This is a genomic window from Bacillus sp. XB1 (assembly GCF_053557995.1).
This window is the reverse complement of sequence record NZ_JBNRIL010000001.1, coordinates 235,032-251,267: the sequence shown is the minus strand read 5'-3', so window position 1 is coordinate 251,267 and position 16,236 is coordinate 235,032. Positions and strand designations below refer to the sequence as shown.

The 16,236-nt window shown below is 32.4% G+C and carries 15 protein-coding genes and 2 pseudogenes; 7 read left to right on the top strand and 10 right to left on the bottom strand.

Going from position 1 to position 16,236, the window contains the following annotated elements; genetic code table 11:
- Nucleotides 1–59 precede the first annotated feature (59 nt).
- Both ACK1U5_RS01195 and ACK1U5_RS01190 read left to right on the top strand, forming a co-directional pair.
- Nucleotides 60–1,154 carry a response regulator aspartate phosphatase gene (locus ACK1U5_RS01195; protein ID WP_069604680.1) on the top strand — a complete coding sequence of 365 codons (1,095 nt, stop codon included), beginning with the start codon at nt 60–62 and terminating at the stop codon, nt 1,152–1,154.
- Nucleotides 1,154–1,363, top strand: coding sequence for a hypothetical protein (locus ACK1U5_RS01190; protein WP_000721431.1), 210 nt, complete (start codon nt 1,154–1,156; stop codon nt 1,361–1,363). The genes ACK1U5_RS01195 and ACK1U5_RS01190 overlap by 1 nt, the downstream gene beginning before the upstream one ends.
- A gap of 73 nt (nt 1,364–1,436) precedes the next feature.
- Here ACK1U5_RS01190 and ACK1U5_RS01185 read toward each other — a convergent pair whose 3' ends face one another.
- The 6 genes and pseudogenes from ACK1U5_RS01185 to ACK1U5_RS01160 all read right to left on the bottom strand — a co-directional run bounded on the left by ACK1U5_RS01185 (nt 1,437) and on the right by ACK1U5_RS01160 (nt 5,183).
- On the bottom strand, nt 1,437–2,036 hold the full coding sequence (locus ACK1U5_RS01185) for an FMN-binding negative transcriptional regulator (RefSeq protein ID WP_000275795.1): 600 nt from the start codon (nt 2,034–2,036) through the stop codon (nt 1,437–1,439).
- Between the two features lie 141 nt (nt 2,037–2,177).
- Nucleotides 2,178–2,705, bottom strand: a complete 528-nt coding sequence (locus tag ACK1U5_RS01180; RefSeq protein WP_000813523.1) for a GrpB family protein — start codon at nt 2,703–2,705, stop codon at nt 2,178–2,180.
- A 23-nt stretch (nt 2,706–2,728) separates the two neighbouring features.
- The gene (locus ACK1U5_RS01175) at nt 2,729–3,076 is read right to left on the bottom strand and encodes a DUF4260 domain-containing protein (protein ID WP_069604679.1); all 348 of its coding nucleotides are present in this window, start codon (nt 3,074–3,076) and stop codon (nt 2,729–2,731) included.
- Nucleotides 3,077–3,088: 12 nt separating this feature from the next.
- Nucleotides 3,089–3,232 (bottom strand): annotated as a pseudogene (locus ACK1U5_RS01170) (bile acid:sodium symporter family protein); the annotation flags it as partial.
- Between the two features lie 34 nt (nt 3,233–3,266).
- Nucleotides 3,267–4,658 carry an FAD-binding oxidoreductase gene (locus ACK1U5_RS01165; RefSeq protein WP_000406571.1) on the bottom strand — a complete coding sequence of 464 codons (1,392 nt, stop codon included), beginning with the start codon at nt 4,656–4,658 and terminating at the stop codon, nt 3,267–3,269.
- A 126-nt stretch (nt 4,659–4,784) separates the two neighbouring features.
- Nucleotides 4,785–5,183 (bottom strand): DUF2871 family protein, encoded by a 399-nt coding sequence (locus tag ACK1U5_RS01160; protein WP_048568297.1) that lies wholly within the window; start codon nt 5,181–5,183, stop codon nt 4,785–4,787.
- A 253-nt stretch (nt 5,184–5,436) separates the two neighbouring features.
- Here ACK1U5_RS01160 and ACK1U5_RS01155 point away from each other — a divergent pair, with 253 nt between their 5' ends.
- Together ACK1U5_RS01155 and ACK1U5_RS01150 are read left to right on the top strand one after the other, a co-directional pair.
- Nucleotides 5,437–5,940 (top strand): GNAT family N-acetyltransferase, encoded by a 504-nt coding sequence (locus ACK1U5_RS01155; RefSeq protein WP_000636208.1) that lies wholly within the window; start codon nt 5,437–5,439, stop codon nt 5,938–5,940.
- Between the two features lie 203 nt (nt 5,941–6,143).
- Entirely contained in the window at nt 6,144–6,326 is a 183-nt protein-coding gene (locus ACK1U5_RS01150; RefSeq protein WP_000437513.1) for a hypothetical protein, read from the top strand.
- 204 nt (nt 6,327–6,530) lie between these two features.
- Here ACK1U5_RS01150 and ACK1U5_RS01145 read toward each other — a convergent pair whose 3' ends face one another.
- Nucleotides 6,531–6,713 (bottom strand): DUF5065 family protein, encoded by a 183-nt coding sequence (locus ACK1U5_RS01145; protein WP_033690255.1) that lies wholly within the window; start codon nt 6,711–6,713, stop codon nt 6,531–6,533.
- Nucleotides 6,714–7,214: 501 nt separating this feature from the next.
- On the opposite strand from ACK1U5_RS01145, the gene pssA reads away from it, so the two are divergent.
- Nucleotides 7,215–7,706 (top strand): CDP-diacylglycerol--serine O-phosphatidyltransferase, encoded by a 492-nt coding sequence (gene pssA / locus ACK1U5_RS01140; protein ID WP_000483080.1) that lies wholly within the window; start codon nt 7,215–7,217, stop codon nt 7,704–7,706.
- A gap of 617 nt (nt 7,707–8,323) precedes the next feature.
- Here the strand turns inward: pssA and ACK1U5_RS01135 are convergent.
- Together ACK1U5_RS01135 and ACK1U5_RS01130 are read right to left on the bottom strand one after the other, a co-directional pair.
- Nucleotides 8,324–9,760 carry an MBL fold metallo-hydrolase gene (locus ACK1U5_RS01135; protein ID WP_065703524.1) on the bottom strand — a complete coding sequence of 479 codons (1,437 nt, stop codon included), beginning with the start codon at nt 9,758–9,760 and terminating at the stop codon, nt 8,324–8,326.
- A gap of 66 nt (nt 9,761–9,826) precedes the next feature.
- Entirely contained in the window at nt 9,827–11,026 is a 1,200-nt protein-coding gene (locus ACK1U5_RS01130; protein ID WP_069604677.1) for an FAD/NAD(P)-binding oxidoreductase, read from the bottom strand.
- 709 nt (nt 11,027–11,735) lie between these two features.
- Between ACK1U5_RS01130 and ACK1U5_RS01125 the strand changes: the two genes are divergently transcribed.
- Together ACK1U5_RS01125 and ACK1U5_RS01120 are read left to right on the top strand one after the other, a co-directional pair.
- A complete protein-coding gene (locus ACK1U5_RS01125; RefSeq protein ID WP_000782792.1) occupies nt 11,736–12,305 on the top strand; it encodes a hypothetical protein in 570 nt (189 codons plus the stop codon).
- Nucleotides 12,306–12,718: 413 nt separating this feature from the next.
- Nucleotides 12,719–14,133: pseudogene (locus tag ACK1U5_RS01120) on the top strand (phosphatidylinositol-specific phospholipase C).
- A 193-nt stretch (nt 14,134–14,326) separates the two neighbouring features.
- Here the strand turns inward: ACK1U5_RS01120 and ACK1U5_RS01115 are convergent.
- Nucleotides 14,327–15,703: a lytic polysaccharide monooxygenase gene (locus tag ACK1U5_RS01115; protein WP_069604993.1), complete on the bottom strand. Its 1,377-nt coding sequence runs from the start codon at nt 15,701–15,703 to the stop codon at nt 14,327–14,329.
- Nucleotides 15,704–16,236: the final 533 nt, after the last annotated feature.

Sequence of the window (16,236 nt, the reverse complement as noted above, 5' to 3'; positions counted from 1 at the left end):
AAATATTTTTATTTTTGATACTATATTTTATAAGAATATTCAAAAAGTGAGGGGATTTCATGAACGTTCAACTACAAGGTAATGAACAAATTACAAAATTATTTAATGACTGGTATAGAGCTATCTTACAGCATCAAACTACCCATGCAACAAAAATAAAAAAAGATATTGAAAATATCATCTCTAATTCAGAAGAAGATACAAACCTACAATTGTATTATTCACTTTTTAATTTCAGATACAAAATTTTAACAGATGGTTTAAATATTAATAAAGATGATTTTAATAAAATTGATTCTTTCCCACTTCCAGAGAATGGGCTATTTTCTTATTATTATCATTTTTTCAAGGCTATTCACAATACAATTATTGGAAACTACAATGCAGCAAAACACCTTTTCGAGAACGCTAAAAAGCTGCTAATACACGTATCTGACGAACTAGAGAATGCTGAATTTAACTACCGCTTAGCTTCCTATTATTATCAAACATATCAACCACTAGTAGCAATCCAATCTGCAAATGAAGCTAAAGCGATTTTTTCAAAACATATAAACTGTGAAATTAATGTTGCTTTGTGTGATAACATCTTTGGTTTATCTTGTATTGATTTAAAACAGTTTGAACAAGCTGAAATTAGACTTGATTCAGCATTAAATATTCTACAGAAGTATTCAGAGGAGACTTTATCATTAAGAGTACGACATAATTTAGCTTGGCTATATGCAAGTCAAAACCTTTCAGAGTTAGCAATGCGTCATATTTCAGAGGTTACAACTAAGCAACCAAATCACTTTAAAGCACTTTTTGTTGAAGCACGTGAATACTACAAGCTTGGAGAATATACTCATGCTAAAGAACTTATAAAAAAAGGATTAAACATTTCAAATAAACTAGAAAACAAAGAGTTTCAATATCGTTTCATGATTTTAAGAGAACTAAATAATAAAACTTCTATAAATGATTTAGAAATGATAATTTTGGAAGGAATTTCTTACTTTAAAACAGAAAACCTTTGGGAATGTATACAAGAGTACACTGATGTTCTAGCAAATATGTTTTATGAAAAAGAAGACCATATAAAAGCTAGTCAATACTTTTACATGGCCAATCAAGCAAGAAAAAAACATGAAGAAAAGGGAGCTTTGATATAATGAAAAAGATTAAATTGAGCATCATTGGCTTAGCTGTTATTAGCATCACAACTCTTGGATTAAGCTTCACCTCAGAAACACCGAAAACACAGTTAGGATATGTAGCATTAAACATTGGGGACACCCCGGCACCCCAAAGACCTGACCTTGTTCAATCCGTTGACGTAAGTAAAGACTACAACTCAACAACAACTGAAAAAGCACTTTAAAAAACGGAAGACCTTCAATTAAGAAGGTCTTTTTAAATACGCTTATTTAGAATATTTCCCTTTCATGTAGGCTTTATTTTCTCATCAACTCCGCAATCCTCTTACTCTCCTCACTACCAACTTTCTCAAGTTTCTCCACAACTAAATTCTGTCTCTCTACAGAATGATTTTGACTTAACTTCGCTTTTCCTTCTATTTTATTTATCTTTATTTTGAATCCAACTATTCCCTTACTTAATCCTCCCATATAATTCGGATCTACATCATTAAGTGAGTAGGTGCTCTCTGGATCTTCATATTTATTTACTAAATCTTGAAGAGAATCTACTAATGTCTTCTCATCTTCAACAATTTCTAATTCACCATATACATGCACTGCAACGTAATTCCATGTTGGTACTGCATTGTTTGTTTCATACCATGACGGAGAGATGTAACTATGTGGTCCTTGAAATATAGCTAGTACTTGCTGAGTCCCAATATCTTTCCACTGTTCATTCGGCCGTGCGAAGTGACCATGTAAAGTAAGGGTCTCCCTATTTAATAACAACGGCAAGTGCGTTGCATATGGTTCTCCGTTATGTTGAGAAAATAATGTCGCAAAGCTATTTTGTTCCATTATTTCGTACTTCATCTCTTCATCTTGTATTGCGAAATATTTTGGTATGTACATAAGCTCCCTCTTTTCCGCTCTTTTCTATTTTGTTTCCTATTATATTTAGTAACCGCATCAATCAACAGGGCCAGTTTGTATTTGTTTTATAATGGCAGCTTTCTATTTCAAAACAATAGGCAGCATGTATTCCATGCTGCTTTAGTTTATTTTTTCTAATATATTTGTAATAAATACGGTCTTACCCTCAATATAACTAGATCGATTTTTCGACTCTCTTGCTAACTCTTCCTTCAAGTTTCCATACTCATTAGCTACTTCAGTATGTTCACGAAGGTAATCTCGAAACACTATATGCCTTCTCAACTCTTCACTATTTTTATCACACACATATAAATGATGTTCCATCCAAACTGTATTTCTCTCGTTCCATGGAACGAACGTATCCTTTCTTCCAAACGCCTCTCTTCCTTTAAAGCTCCATTCTAACTGATGATAGTACCCTATCTTCTCAAGTTTTTTTACTACCTCATGAAAAATTTCGTACTCTTCTATTACAATATCAATATCTAGTATTGGTTTTGATGCAAGCCCTTTAACAGATGTACTCCCAACATGTTCAATAGATACAATGCTGTCTTCCATTACATTGTTAATAAGAGTGTATATTTTATTAAATTCACTTTCCCATTTGACATTATATTCTTCGATAGCAATTCTCTGCTTCAACGTACCCCTCTTCTCAAAACAAATTATAACGGTTGAATATGAGTATCCTTAAAATCCGTCTCATATTTCAATCCATATCCAAACATTCGATCCATTCCAATATGTGCTGTCCATATTAAGCCAATCATTATAACGATATCCATCTTAAAATAGACACCTATTAGAACAATTAATATGGATATGATATATGTGTGACATACATTATATATTTTCGCACCAACGTGATTATTAATCCCATATGCTAACATTGATAGATCAGGCGCTAAAAGGAATACAAAAAATATAATCCAACTAAACTCATATATCGAATACATATAAATCGTGGCTAAAAATACAACCATTCCTTCAAAATGTACAATACGTTTTTGCATTATTTATCATTCCTATTTTTCTATATTTATTGATACATTTTCATCGCTGAAAGTATTCTTTTTATTTTTTGACCAGATGGTTGCTAATATTGGCCCTGCAATGTTATGCCCTACTGCCGCTAATACACTTGGGAGTGCAGCAACCGGTCCAAAATGCAAAATACTTTCCAGCTATATTACTTTCATCCACTCAGCCCCTATCTTTTAATTGAAACACCTTTTTCGGATTCAAAATATTTTGCGGATCAAGAACTTTCTTTATTTTCTCCATTACAAATAATGCCGCCCCATGTTCTTCTTCTTGATACTTTCGTTTCCCGATTCCAACGCCATGTTCTCCTGTACACGTTCCTCCTCGTTTAAGAGCATACTGAACGATACTTTCATTTATTTCGTCTGCCTTCTTCACTTCCTCCTTATCATTTGTGTCAATCATTAAGAGTACATGGAAATTCCCATCCCCAACATGACCGAGAATACCGCCAATAAGCCCTACTTTATGTAATACCTCTTTCGCATGTTGAATCGCTCCAGCTAATTCCGAAATTGGTACACATACGTCTGTACTCATTAGCTTTTTACCAGGATAACTATGCACGTAAGAGTACGCTAAGTTATGTCTTGCATCCCACAGCTTATTTCTCGCTGCTGTTTCCGTCTCAAACGCAATTTCTATACATTTATGATCAAGAACGATTTCTTTCGTAAATTCAATATCTTGCTTTAACCCTGCTTCATTGCCGTGAAACTCTAAAAACAGTGTCGGTTCTTCTCTGTAACTTGTTTCATTGTAATAATTTACTTGTTTCATAGATAATTCATCAACAAGTTCAATTCTCGCGATTGGAATACCTGCTTGTAATATGTTAATTACAGCTTCTACTGCATCATTTATAGTTGGAAACGATGCCCTCGCAGCCATAACATGTTCTGGTATACCGTATACTTTTAAAGTTAACTCCGTGAAACATCCAAGTGTTCCTTCTGAGCCTACGAAAATACCATTTAAATGATAACCTGATGATGACTTCGCTGCTAAATTCCCGGTATGTATTACTCCTCCATCAGCAAGAACGACTTCTAAATCTCGAACTTGATCACGCATTACCCCATACTTTACCGCTGTCGTTCCGCTCGCATTTGTAGCAGCCATTCCTCCTAACGTTGCATCAGCTCCTGGGTCTACACTAAAAAATAATCCATACTTTTTCAATTCTTTATTAAGCTGAGAGCGCGTCACCCCTGGCTGTACTCTCACAAGAAAATCCTTTTCTCTTATTTCAAGTATTTTGTTCATAAGAGAAAAGTCCATTGTAATTCCTTTTTCGTAAGGAATTACATGTCCCTCTAAACTGGACCCTACTCCAAATGGAACGACAGCTGTTCCGTGCTGAATCGCTATTTTCATTATCGCGCTAACTTCTTCGGTCGTTTTTGGAAAAACAACTACATCAGGTAAACTACTACTATGGTAAGATTCATCTTTACTATGTAACTCTCGTACTGTCATATTTATTACTACTCGATCTTCAGGAAGTATGCCTTTTAATTCATTTACTACATGTTCAATTGTTATTTCCATAATCAACTCTCCTTTTTAATTTTAAAACAAGTATACCATCTTTATACAAAATAATTAGAAAAATAAGATTATTAAACCTGAACATACAAAAAAGAACCTGCAGCACACGCTACAAGTTCTTTTTCACTACATTTTAAACGATTTCTTTATTAACAACATAAACCAAATTAAAGTAACTGCCATCAACGAATGAGAAAATCCTACAATATAAGTTAACCCTTTAAAGTCAGCTCCATTTAACTGAAGAAGCCCTCTCGCTGCTAGCGAACCTAACATTAATGTTAATGCAATATTATGTAAAACAAACCACTTATTAAACCCTTGCACTTCATGAAACGCGAATACTTTTGCTAATCCTAAAGCAATTAAAAAGAAGAAAAAGCCAAGTATAAGTGTATGCGTATGCAAAAGATTTAACAAAGTAGACCCTAAAATCCCTTTATACTTACCATACTCCCTAGCGAAAATCCCTGATAATAAACCGATAATCAAATACGTAAACGATGCATTATATAATTTCTTCATTATGTACCTCCTTGAGTAGAATGTATAGTGTGTCATATTTAGTAATAATGATAGTTATATAGTAAAAACTCCTAGTCACCTAGGAGTCATTGTATAAGCATCTCACTCTTTACAATTAATCCTAATTATAAGATATCTCTCTATACAAAACAAACGAACTTTATGTGAACAAACACCCCCATTAAAATATGTTGCACTTTTGTTTTACACAATCCATACTAATTGTTATAACTTTTTAAAGGTGGTGTAATTATTGATAGTTCTTGAAACTGAACGTCTTAATCTTCGCTGGTTTGATATAAAAGACGCTCCTTTTATTCTTGAGTTAGTAAACGATCCTGCATGGATTCAGTTTATCGGTGACAAAGGAGTTAGTAACTTAGAAGATGCAAAAAATTATATTGTAAACGGTCCCATCGATATGTATAACAAACTTGGATTCGGCCTTTACTTAGTAGAACGAAAAAAAGATCTCACTCCACTTGGTATGTGTGGCCTTATTAAAAGAGATTCATTAGAAGACGTTGATATCGGGTTTGCCTTTTTAGAGACATTCCGTTCAAAAGGATATGGCTACGAGTCAGCTTCTGCGATAATCGAATACGGTGTACAAAAGCTCGGCATGAAACGAATTGTAGCAATTACTTCTGTAGATAACATCGCCTCAGGAAAGCTTTTAGAAAAAGTAGGATTACGATTTGAGAAAATCATTTCAGATTCAGGAGAAGATTTAAAATTATTTGGGTATAACGCATAGTAAAGAAGGTCGCCGTGAATGGTGACCTTCTTTACTATTTTACTGATCTCGTCATAATACTTTTAGTTCCATTTATAGTTTTGCAGTAATTCTTGTGATTACTACTATGCCTTTCATATCACATTTTTTGGAAATTCATAGAAATAAAACTTTCACATTTAAATAAATTATATTAATATATCAAATAAAGGAAGTGAGAATAAATGGAACAACCGCTATTTTTATTAGTTCTTCAATTCATTGCATTCATATTAATCATTTGTATCGTATATGGAATGTTGTACAATACCGTATTAAATTTAAATATGCCTAAATGGACTGCACATATAGTAGCTACGGTCTTTTCCCTTGGTATTACCTATCAAGCTTTTATAAATTTTATTTGAAAAACTTTTGTAGCAATTACTTCTATTGTTGATGCAGTAAAGCTTTTAGAAAAAGCAGGATTGCAATTTGAGAGGGTTATTTCAAGATCAGAAAACGTAACCATTTTTTATACAGTCTTTCCAGCGCAAAATAGTGAAGAAGTTATTTCCGCTGAAAGTGTGTTTGCATAAAAAGAAATGAATTTAATTGATGCTACAAAAATTTTATTTTAATTCTGGTTCTATTGTTTGGAATCGTTCTAGGGTAACATTTGTGTGGACTTTAAAAATTTTCATTTGCGCACCAAAATGTTGCGTTAAGTAAAATGTATCACCAGTTATTAAATTTCCAATCTTCCAATCAGGTTGATATGTACTTTCCATGGAACTTTCTAAATCCCCAATCATTATTAAATTGATATATAATGAAGATGAACTACTCAACATTTTCGTTAAAGATAGTCTATCAACCTCTAACTACCTAATGAACTCAAGTAAACACATCTTCAGTCATTTTAAGAGGTACAAAAGGCACCCTTTCGGGTGATTTTTGTATAAAAATTCTATTTTTTTATATTCGATACCAACCACGAACCTTTTTAAAATAATAGTATCATTATGTCTCCTTTTTAGAGATTATTTTTAATTACCTTTAATTTTTTGCACCAGAACCGGAAAATCCCTGACTACTCGAAAGATCAACTATCAAGTGCTAATATTCAATAACGCGTACTGAAAATGATTAAACATTTTTATAAACCCGTGGAACATTTAAGAAATCAATTTTTCTCTTATCGAAATTTAATTAGCTTACAGTAATACAGTGGTCATATATTTTTAAGAATAACGGAAGAATATATAGAAATTGCTACAGAAATGTGAAGTTTAATTAATTTAGGAGGAACAAACTTGTTTAATCAGCTTGTAAAAGTTATACCGAATTTATTTACGATTGGAAATTTATTGTGCGGTGTTTTCTCAATCACCTTGAATATGAGTGAATATTTAGGAGCAGCCTCCATTCTCATTTTCTTTTCAGCTGTTTTAGATTTTCTTGATGGAAGAATTGCAAGAAAATTAAAAGTGAACAGTGAGTTTGGCGTAGAATTGGATTCCTTAGCTGATATTGTTAGTTTCGGCGTCGCTCCTGCGCTTTTATTTCATACGATAGCAACACCTTCTATTTTAACTTCTTTGGCATTTATCCTATTCCCAACAATGGGTGCTTTAAGATTAGCTAAATTTAGTATTAAACCAACTATTGGATATTTTAAGGGATTACCTATTCCAGCTGCAGGATTATCATTGGCTGGTATGGCATTGTTTTCATATAGTAATGCATGGATTACTTTAATCCTCGCCCTCTTAATGGTAAGTCCCATTAGGTTTAAAAAATTTTAATGAAGGTCACGCCCAACGCCATTAAGGAGCATTTTAAATGGATTTAACGCGTCAATAAGTATAAAAAAGCAGGACAATAATATTAAATTAGGTGCCCTTCGAAAAATTAAAACCTTGTATTTATGGCTATTGGGTTAATCCATCGATATGTTATTCTGAAACGTCAGTCCACTTTTAACAGGAGCTCCCTTTATCAAGAGAGCTCCTGTTCTTATTTCTTCTTCTTTTCTGTCGGTTGGCTTTGTTTAGCAAAATTAGATGAATCATCAAAATTCGGTTGCTTTTTACCAGCATTATTACTTCTACCTTTTCCCATATGTAATGCACCTCCCCTCCCCCTTACTATTCCCAATAAAAAAATTCTCTTGCATCCAAGAGAATTTTAAATTGGGTTCTTATTGATAATACCTAAGTACTTCCAACACTGCCATTCCATAAAAGATGGATCCAATGTTAAATTATTTAATGCTAAAACAAATATTACATTTTCATATTTAACTGGATAATCAATTAATAATCCTAATGTATTTCCTGAATCTGCGACAATTATGATTCCCTTTTCTAACACGTCATCTATAACTTCTTTTAATTATTCTTACCTAGCATATAATATTTTCCTACACATTGAGATTGCATGTTGTATAAGGAAGCCCTTCTTCTTTCCATGCAAGAAATCCTCCCTTTAAATTCACTACTTCCTTTATACCAGCTCTTTGTAAAATACTAGCTGCTATAGCGGAACGTAATCCGGTTCGACATTGCAAAACTATTGGAAAATCTTTCGGTATATAATCTAGTTGTTCAAATAGATTACCTAAAGTGATATGTATTGCATCATGAAGGTGTCCTTCCTCCCACTCTTTTTTACTACGCACATCGATAACCTTAACGCTTCCACCTTTTATATGCGGATATAATTCAATCGATGTTTTTTCTTTGTAACTTTCAAATCTATCAAGTCTTTGTATTACTTTTAAGGGTGCAAAAGCAATAATATTATCTAACCCAATAGATTCAAATTCTCTAATAACTGCCTCTACTTTAACCTTTTCCTCATCTAGAATTATTAAAGTTTCTTTTTTATAATCTAATAACCATCCACACCAAGTTGTGAAAGAATTGTTATAAGGTATGTTAATTGACTTCTCGATATGACCTGCAGCAAAACTCTCTACATCCCTTATATCAACTATTTGATGAACGCTCTTCAAAATTTCTTGAAGCTCTTCTACTGTATTAATAGCAGTACTTTTTCTCTTCTTACGAATTGGCGGACCATACTTATTTAAATTCTTCATTAATGAAAAATACTTTGGAGGCTCTGGCTGTCCCGTCAATAAAGTCGATATAAAATCACTTTCTTCATTACACTGAAATGCCCAATTGAACATCTTTTCATAACCTAATGTAGAAGTTGGAATTGCTCCTAATGCTTTTCCACATGCGCTTCCCGCACCATGTGATGGCCATATTTGCAAATAATCAGGAAGTATTTTTATTTTTTGTATAGAATTAAATAATTGTTTCGCTCCTATTTTTGCAGTATCCTTAATACCAACTGCAGTTTCTAATAAATCCGGTCTTCCTATATCTCCTACAAATATAAAATCACCTGTGAATATTCCTATCGGTTTATCATTCGTATAATTATTTTGACTTGTATCAGTTACTAAAAAAGAAATACTTTCAGGCGTATGCCCTGGGGTGTGAATTACATTAAATTTTATATGACCTACTTTAAACTCCGTGCCCTCTCTAACCAATTTGTATCGACCTTCGTTAAGATATTGATATTTCCAATCACAATCTCCTTCATCAGATACATATAAATTTGCATGGTAAAGATTAGAAAGTTCTCTAGACCCAGAAAGAAAATCAGCATGAATATGAGTCTCAGCCGCAGCAATTACTTCCATCCCCTCTTTCTTAGCAAACTCTATATATTGTTCTATATAGCGACTGGGATCAATAACGATTGCTACGCCTTCTTTCTGACAACCGACTAAATAGGAAGCATGTGCTAATTTTTCATCATAAAAATATTTTAAAAGCATAGCTATTCCCTCCAATTAGTTATTTCAAATTGATTTTCAATTTTTGTAACCATTTTTTATCTTCTCCTATAGAATCCCTTTCAACATTAAATTCCAATACATATATGGCAACATATATCTTTTAAGTAAAAACATACTATACCGTTCTTTCGCTTGATTAAATGGAAACGTTTCTTGAGGCTCATGTTCATAGTTAAATTCAGCAAGTATAAGACTTTTATATCCTGTAACAATCGGACATGATGTATATCCATCATATTTAGCCTGTAAATCTCTTCCGCTAAGTACGTCCATAATATTTTGTTTTAAGACGGGTATTTGTTTTCGAATTGCTGCTCCAGTTTTAGAGGTAGGTAAATTGGTACAATCTCCAAGTCCAAAAATATTTTTATATTGCACATGCTGCAAAGTATAAGGGCTTATATCTACCCACCCCTGATGATCACTTATCTCACTCTCTTTAATAAAATTAGGTGGCCCCATTGGCGGAACAACATGTATCATACTATATGGTACGGTTTCTCTTTTTAGTGTTTGCGTATCTTCAAAAATTGCCTCTCTCTTTTCGGCGATAATTTCCACTAGATTTTTATTATAATTCGTTATAATTTGCTTTCTTTCTAGTACTTGTTCTAAAGTATTTGCATATCGTGGAACCTGAAATATGTTATTGTTTGCAGAATAAAATATTACTTTACTTCTGTTTCTTACACCACTATTACAAAAATATTCCTCTGCTAAGTACATAATTTTTTGTGGAGCACCACCGCATTTAATAGGAGTATTAGGGTGGGTAAAAAGCGCATTTCCTCCTTTAAATTTTTCGATTTCTCTCCAAGTAGAATCAACAGATGTATAAGAATAATTGCTACATACCCCATTAGTGCCAATAGACTCTTTTAAGCCTTTAATACTGTCCCAATTTATTTGTATACCAGCTGCTACAATAAGAATTTCATATTCAAGTAACAGTCCGTCATCTAAAAGTATCTTATTTTCAGATGGAAATAACTTAACAACACTTTTAGGGATCCACGTTGCCCCTTTTGGAATAAGCGATTCCTGATTACGCATCGTACTTTCCTTTGAAACAATTCCTCCCCCCACTAAACTCCATAGTGGCTGAAAGTAATGTTTTTTTGATGGATCAATAATTGCTATACTTTCTTTAAATAGGGGTACATTTCGTAATAAATGTGCAGTAAAAGATAGTCCTGCTGTCCCAGCACCAATTACAATAATTTTATAACTATCTCTGGTCTTCATTATCCTCTTCCTATCTAAAATTGATTTTTAAATTAACTAATTAGTAGCCATTTTTTCATCGTAGTAACATTATTATAAGTTAAAAACACCATAGTTTTGTCTGATTTAAATGAAAATTTTGTTAATTTTACCATCAACATTACTATATGCGTAAATCCCTTATGTTACTTCCATATTTTAGTTTTAATATTAAAACTTTATATTTTTATATAAAATAAAAATAATATATTAAAATACTTTTCATGAATCCGGATAAGTAATGTTAAAAAACAACATCTAACATCTTAGATGTTACAATAAACAAATTCACATACTTCACAAATATGAAAAGTATTAAATATCACTTAAGTTTCGTTACCTTTTCTTCTGTATATATTGATAAAAAATTGTGAAATTTTATCGCATTATGCAAGACATTTAATATCAAATATATTACTTTCACTATGAACTAAATGGTTTATAGGAAATTTATAGATAAATAAAGTGCTAAATTGACTCTTATGCAGTAATTATCGTTTAATTTATCGAAAAATTGAAAAAATATGTGTAGATAGATATCATTTAAAATACATATATAATTAATTTTAATTTTCCGACACGTTTTTTCACATAGTTCTTAAACTAGTTTTTTGCGTGCATTATGAAAAAAATTGTACCGTGTCAATCTTAAAAAATTATATATCATAACTTTAAGAGAGGAAGGAAAACTATGAAGATGAAACGAAAAATCATTATGACAACAGCACTTGCAGCTACGTTAGCTACAGGTGCACTACCTACTACCTCGGTGTTTGCTGCAGAAAAGGAGGCTCCTATTCAACCAAAAGAGGCACAATTAAGTATTCAACCTTTTGCACAAAACAATTTGGAAACAGCCGTTCAAGCTGCCTTAAATGGTCCAGAAGTCAAAAAAATCAAAGTATTTGAACATGAATTTAATGTAAAAGAAATAGAAGTAGTAAATCTAGGTGCAGGAAAAAAATATGTTAAGGGGCAAATCTCTCACCATTTAAGTTTTCGTCCAGATGATCAATTTTATTATGAGTTTACAGTACAAGATGGAAAGGTACTAGATAAACCTGTATTTAATATTGATAGAGGTGGTTGGACACCATTTGCTGCTCCACTTTTATCAATTCTTGCTGCGTATAATGGAATTCCAGTTAATCCAAATGATTTAAATGCACTTGGTCAGCAGATTGGTAAAGTTATAGATGGAAGCTGGGAACATGCAGCTCAATCAATTGCAACTGTAGTTAGTCTAAGTTTTAATGAGTAGAATTTTTCAATTTTTATTAGCAGTGTAGAGATCCGCTTTTTGTAATCAGCCTTGTTATAAGAGATTCTAAAACAGCTATTAATAAATTTTTACCACTCAATCACATTATCTTGATTTGTTTACCACCTTATCATTCATTATATGTCACAAAATAGAAGTCTTTTTTAGGACTTCTGTTTTGTTTGTATTCAATACGATAAACAGTTGTTTTTTGGAGGCTATACTTCGAGTTTTCAAGAATCCGTTTGACTATTAGGGACAATTTATAATAAAAAATTATTAAAGTCTCAAATAACTTACTCCCCCCTATTGTTAATTATTTTTAAATACAAAAATTTATTATCTTAAGAATGAAAAACAATAAATATAGTAAAAAATCATCTAACAATTGTTTAAAGGTCAGGAGAGAAAAAATGAACAAAATAAAAATGAGAAATTTCTTTAAAATTAGCATCCTTACTTGTATTACACTAGCAAGTTTAAATAGACCATCTACTATTTTAGCTGATAGTCATCCAGGTTACTCCTATGAATCCAATATAGGGTATCAAAATCCATCGTGGATGTCGAAAATAGAAGATTCAACAAAAATAAGTGAAATATCTATTCCAGGGACTCACGGTACGATGGCTTTACATGGAGCGAGTTTTCTTGATGAAAATTTGACAAGAAATCAAACTATGAGTTTATCCCAACAATTAAATTCCGGAATTCGATATGTAGATATGCGTGTTAAACGTGTAAAAGATTCTTTTGCAATGTATCATGGCGTTGTAAATCAAAAAGCTGTGTTTGACGATGTGTTAAAAGAGACCATTCAATTTTTAAAAGATCATCCAACAGAAACAATATTAATGCGCTTAAAAGAAGAAACTACTCCTGAAAGTGGATCTCTATCATTTGAGGAGATATTTTTAAAATATAAAAACGTTAATGCTTCATATTTTTGGGATCCTAATTCCGTACCAACTTCAGATAGAAATAACCCTACTTTAGGAGATACCCGCGGGAAAATTGTAATCTTACAAAACTTTACATCCGCTCAATTGTACGGGATTGATTACGAAGGTTTGAATATACAAGATAAATTTGAAATTGGAAGCGGACCAGACGAAATATATACAAAATGGATTGCGATAAAAAACCATCTACAAAATACAAATACTAATTTTAATAATGAAAAAATTTATCTCAACCATTTTAATGGTACGGGAGGCGCAGCCGCATTTTTAAATAATGTATATCCTTGGTTTGTTGCAAGCGGAAAAGAGAGCAGAAATACTGACAGTAGTCCTAAATTGATTCAAACGAATTCCACTAATGCGTGGAGTGATTTTCCTCGCGATAGAAACGGACAAGTATACTATGGGGGGATGAATACACTTGGGACCGAACTCTTACAACAAGGCGCAATTAAACATTCTGGTATCATCGCAGCTGATTTTCCCGGTCCAGGTTTAATTGATAGTATCATTAAATTAAATGGTATACATTCAAATGAAAAAGAAATATTAATTTCACAAATATCATCTGAATCTAGTCCTTTATCAGGGCAACAAAATCGATCCAGCCAAAACTTTAAAATTGATAGTTTACCTGTAGGTACCAAAGAATTAAAATGGGTTATTGAGCCTTCAGAAAAAGATTATCCTTCTACTATTTCTTTCAATGTAATGATTGATGTTTCCCTAGGAATAGATTCTACTCGTTGGAAAAATATTTCACATGAATCTAGGACTGAAGCTTACACAAATACTAAATATTATATTGCAAGTCCAATTGGTCCACTAGCAAATTCACAGTGAAAATATATGCTATTACAAATTAGAAAATAAAGAATCCAAATGGAATTCCTTTTTGATGGAATACCATTCGGATTCTTTTTTGATTTTAATTCGTTAACATTAGGATGATGATTAAATTTATTAATATACCATTTAAACCATTAGATAATTCATGCTTGGAACGACCCTTACTTTTTAAAGAGCAATCCAAAATTGTTAACTACCTTTTTCAGCTTATCACTTATTCAAAACTGGCTTCCAAAGCGATAAAGCAAAAATCCAATTTGAGTCGCCATTTCCTTGATGATTTTGAACCGCTTCGTACACTTTCCCCTCATGTACTACTCTATCACCTTTAGTATATGCTTTTCTTGCATCCCATTTTTCATATGCGGGATCCTCTAACTTTGTTGTTACATTCAAAACATCACTTCTACTAGATTCATTTCCAGCTAAATCAACCGCCGTCACTACATATTTATACGATGTATTAGCCTTCAAATCTTTATCCATAAAAGATGTATTAGCCGCCGTCCCAATTTTATTCATAACCCCAGCGCTTTCTCTATATACAATATAATGGTCAACACCTACATTATCTTCTGACGGACTCCACATTAAATTAACAGTTGTCGCTGTTGTACCCATACTATGTAATCCTTTTGGTTGAGTTGGAGCCTCTATATCTGGGATTGTATGTGTTGTCTTAACCTTCAGTTTTTCACTTTCTTTTGATATGTTTCCAGCAGAGTCTAATGCCTTTATTGTATAAGTATATTCCGTATCTGCTTTTAATTTTTTATCAATAAAAGTTGTACCTGATACCGTATCAATTACTTCTCCATTACGTAACACTTGATATTCTTTTACACCTATATTATCAGTGGAGGCCTTCCATGTTATTTCAACACTATTGGCAGAAACTTTAGAGGCATTTAATTCAGTTGGTTGACTTGGAGCTACTGTATCAGGAGTTTCATTATTTACTAAATTTACATCAACTACATTATAAAAAGCGTTTGACGTATCTGCTACATCCCATACAGCTAAAATAACATGATAACCATTACGATCAGTTGGTACATTAATTGTATGTGTTAAATTATTTGATGCGGCCGAACCGTCATGTTTCACAGTTCCGATTGGTTCTAATTCAGCACGTGTTAATGGTTTGTTAGGATCCCATCCTTTTTTGGTAATGTAATAATGCCATTTACTTGTAGAATGTGGCGCTGTATATTTCCATGTAAATGTATTTACTCCACCTTTAATTGTGTTTTTGAACCAACGATTTGATGTTTGTTGGTCAAGAATACCTCCAAACAATCCTCCTGCCGAAGCAATTTCCCCATCAATCGGTCCATTATCTGGAAATCCTTTAGGTGCTTCTAGACTTTGAGGTTCGTACATTACATTTCCACAATTTAAATTTAATGCCCCATAACTCTGACTACATAAAGCAGCACGACTACTCGGCTTTTCAACAAACCCATGTGCATACGCACTTTGAGGAGTCATTGTGATTGCCGTCATGCCTGCAGCCAAAACACAAGCACCAATCCCCTTTTTACTTGTTCTTAATCTTTCCAATTTAGATGTTAATTTCAATTTCATTTTTGTCCCCCCAATATATTGCTTTCGCTAATATAATAGCAATATAGGGATAAACGAACAAATCGTCAATTAATATATTAATATCTCTCATAAATTGGTACATTTATTATTATTTTTAATCTCCTATAAAAATAAAGTACATACAATTAAGGAATTTTGTAACATTATGTATTAAAAGAAGAATAAAAACCCCATTTAATTTCACAAAAAATTCAAATATTAAAACAAAAAAATCCTCATGTAGGAAAAATAAATTTTTTATATTACAAAAAGCAAAAAAGTCTGGAAGAAACCGATTATATCCGTTTCTTCCAGACTTCCGCTACTTCTATACCACTCACAAATCCTTTAACCTTAAACATATACACTTGAGGTTAAAACACATATAATACCCCTACTAATTCAAACTAACGCTTAATTACTTATAAAATAACTTAAGGTATCTAGCTTAACTGTATTTTCTTTATTAATAGCTATTTTCTATTCTGTATTTCCTTACTTTAAACAGATTATCAAGAAATTGTTAACGTTTA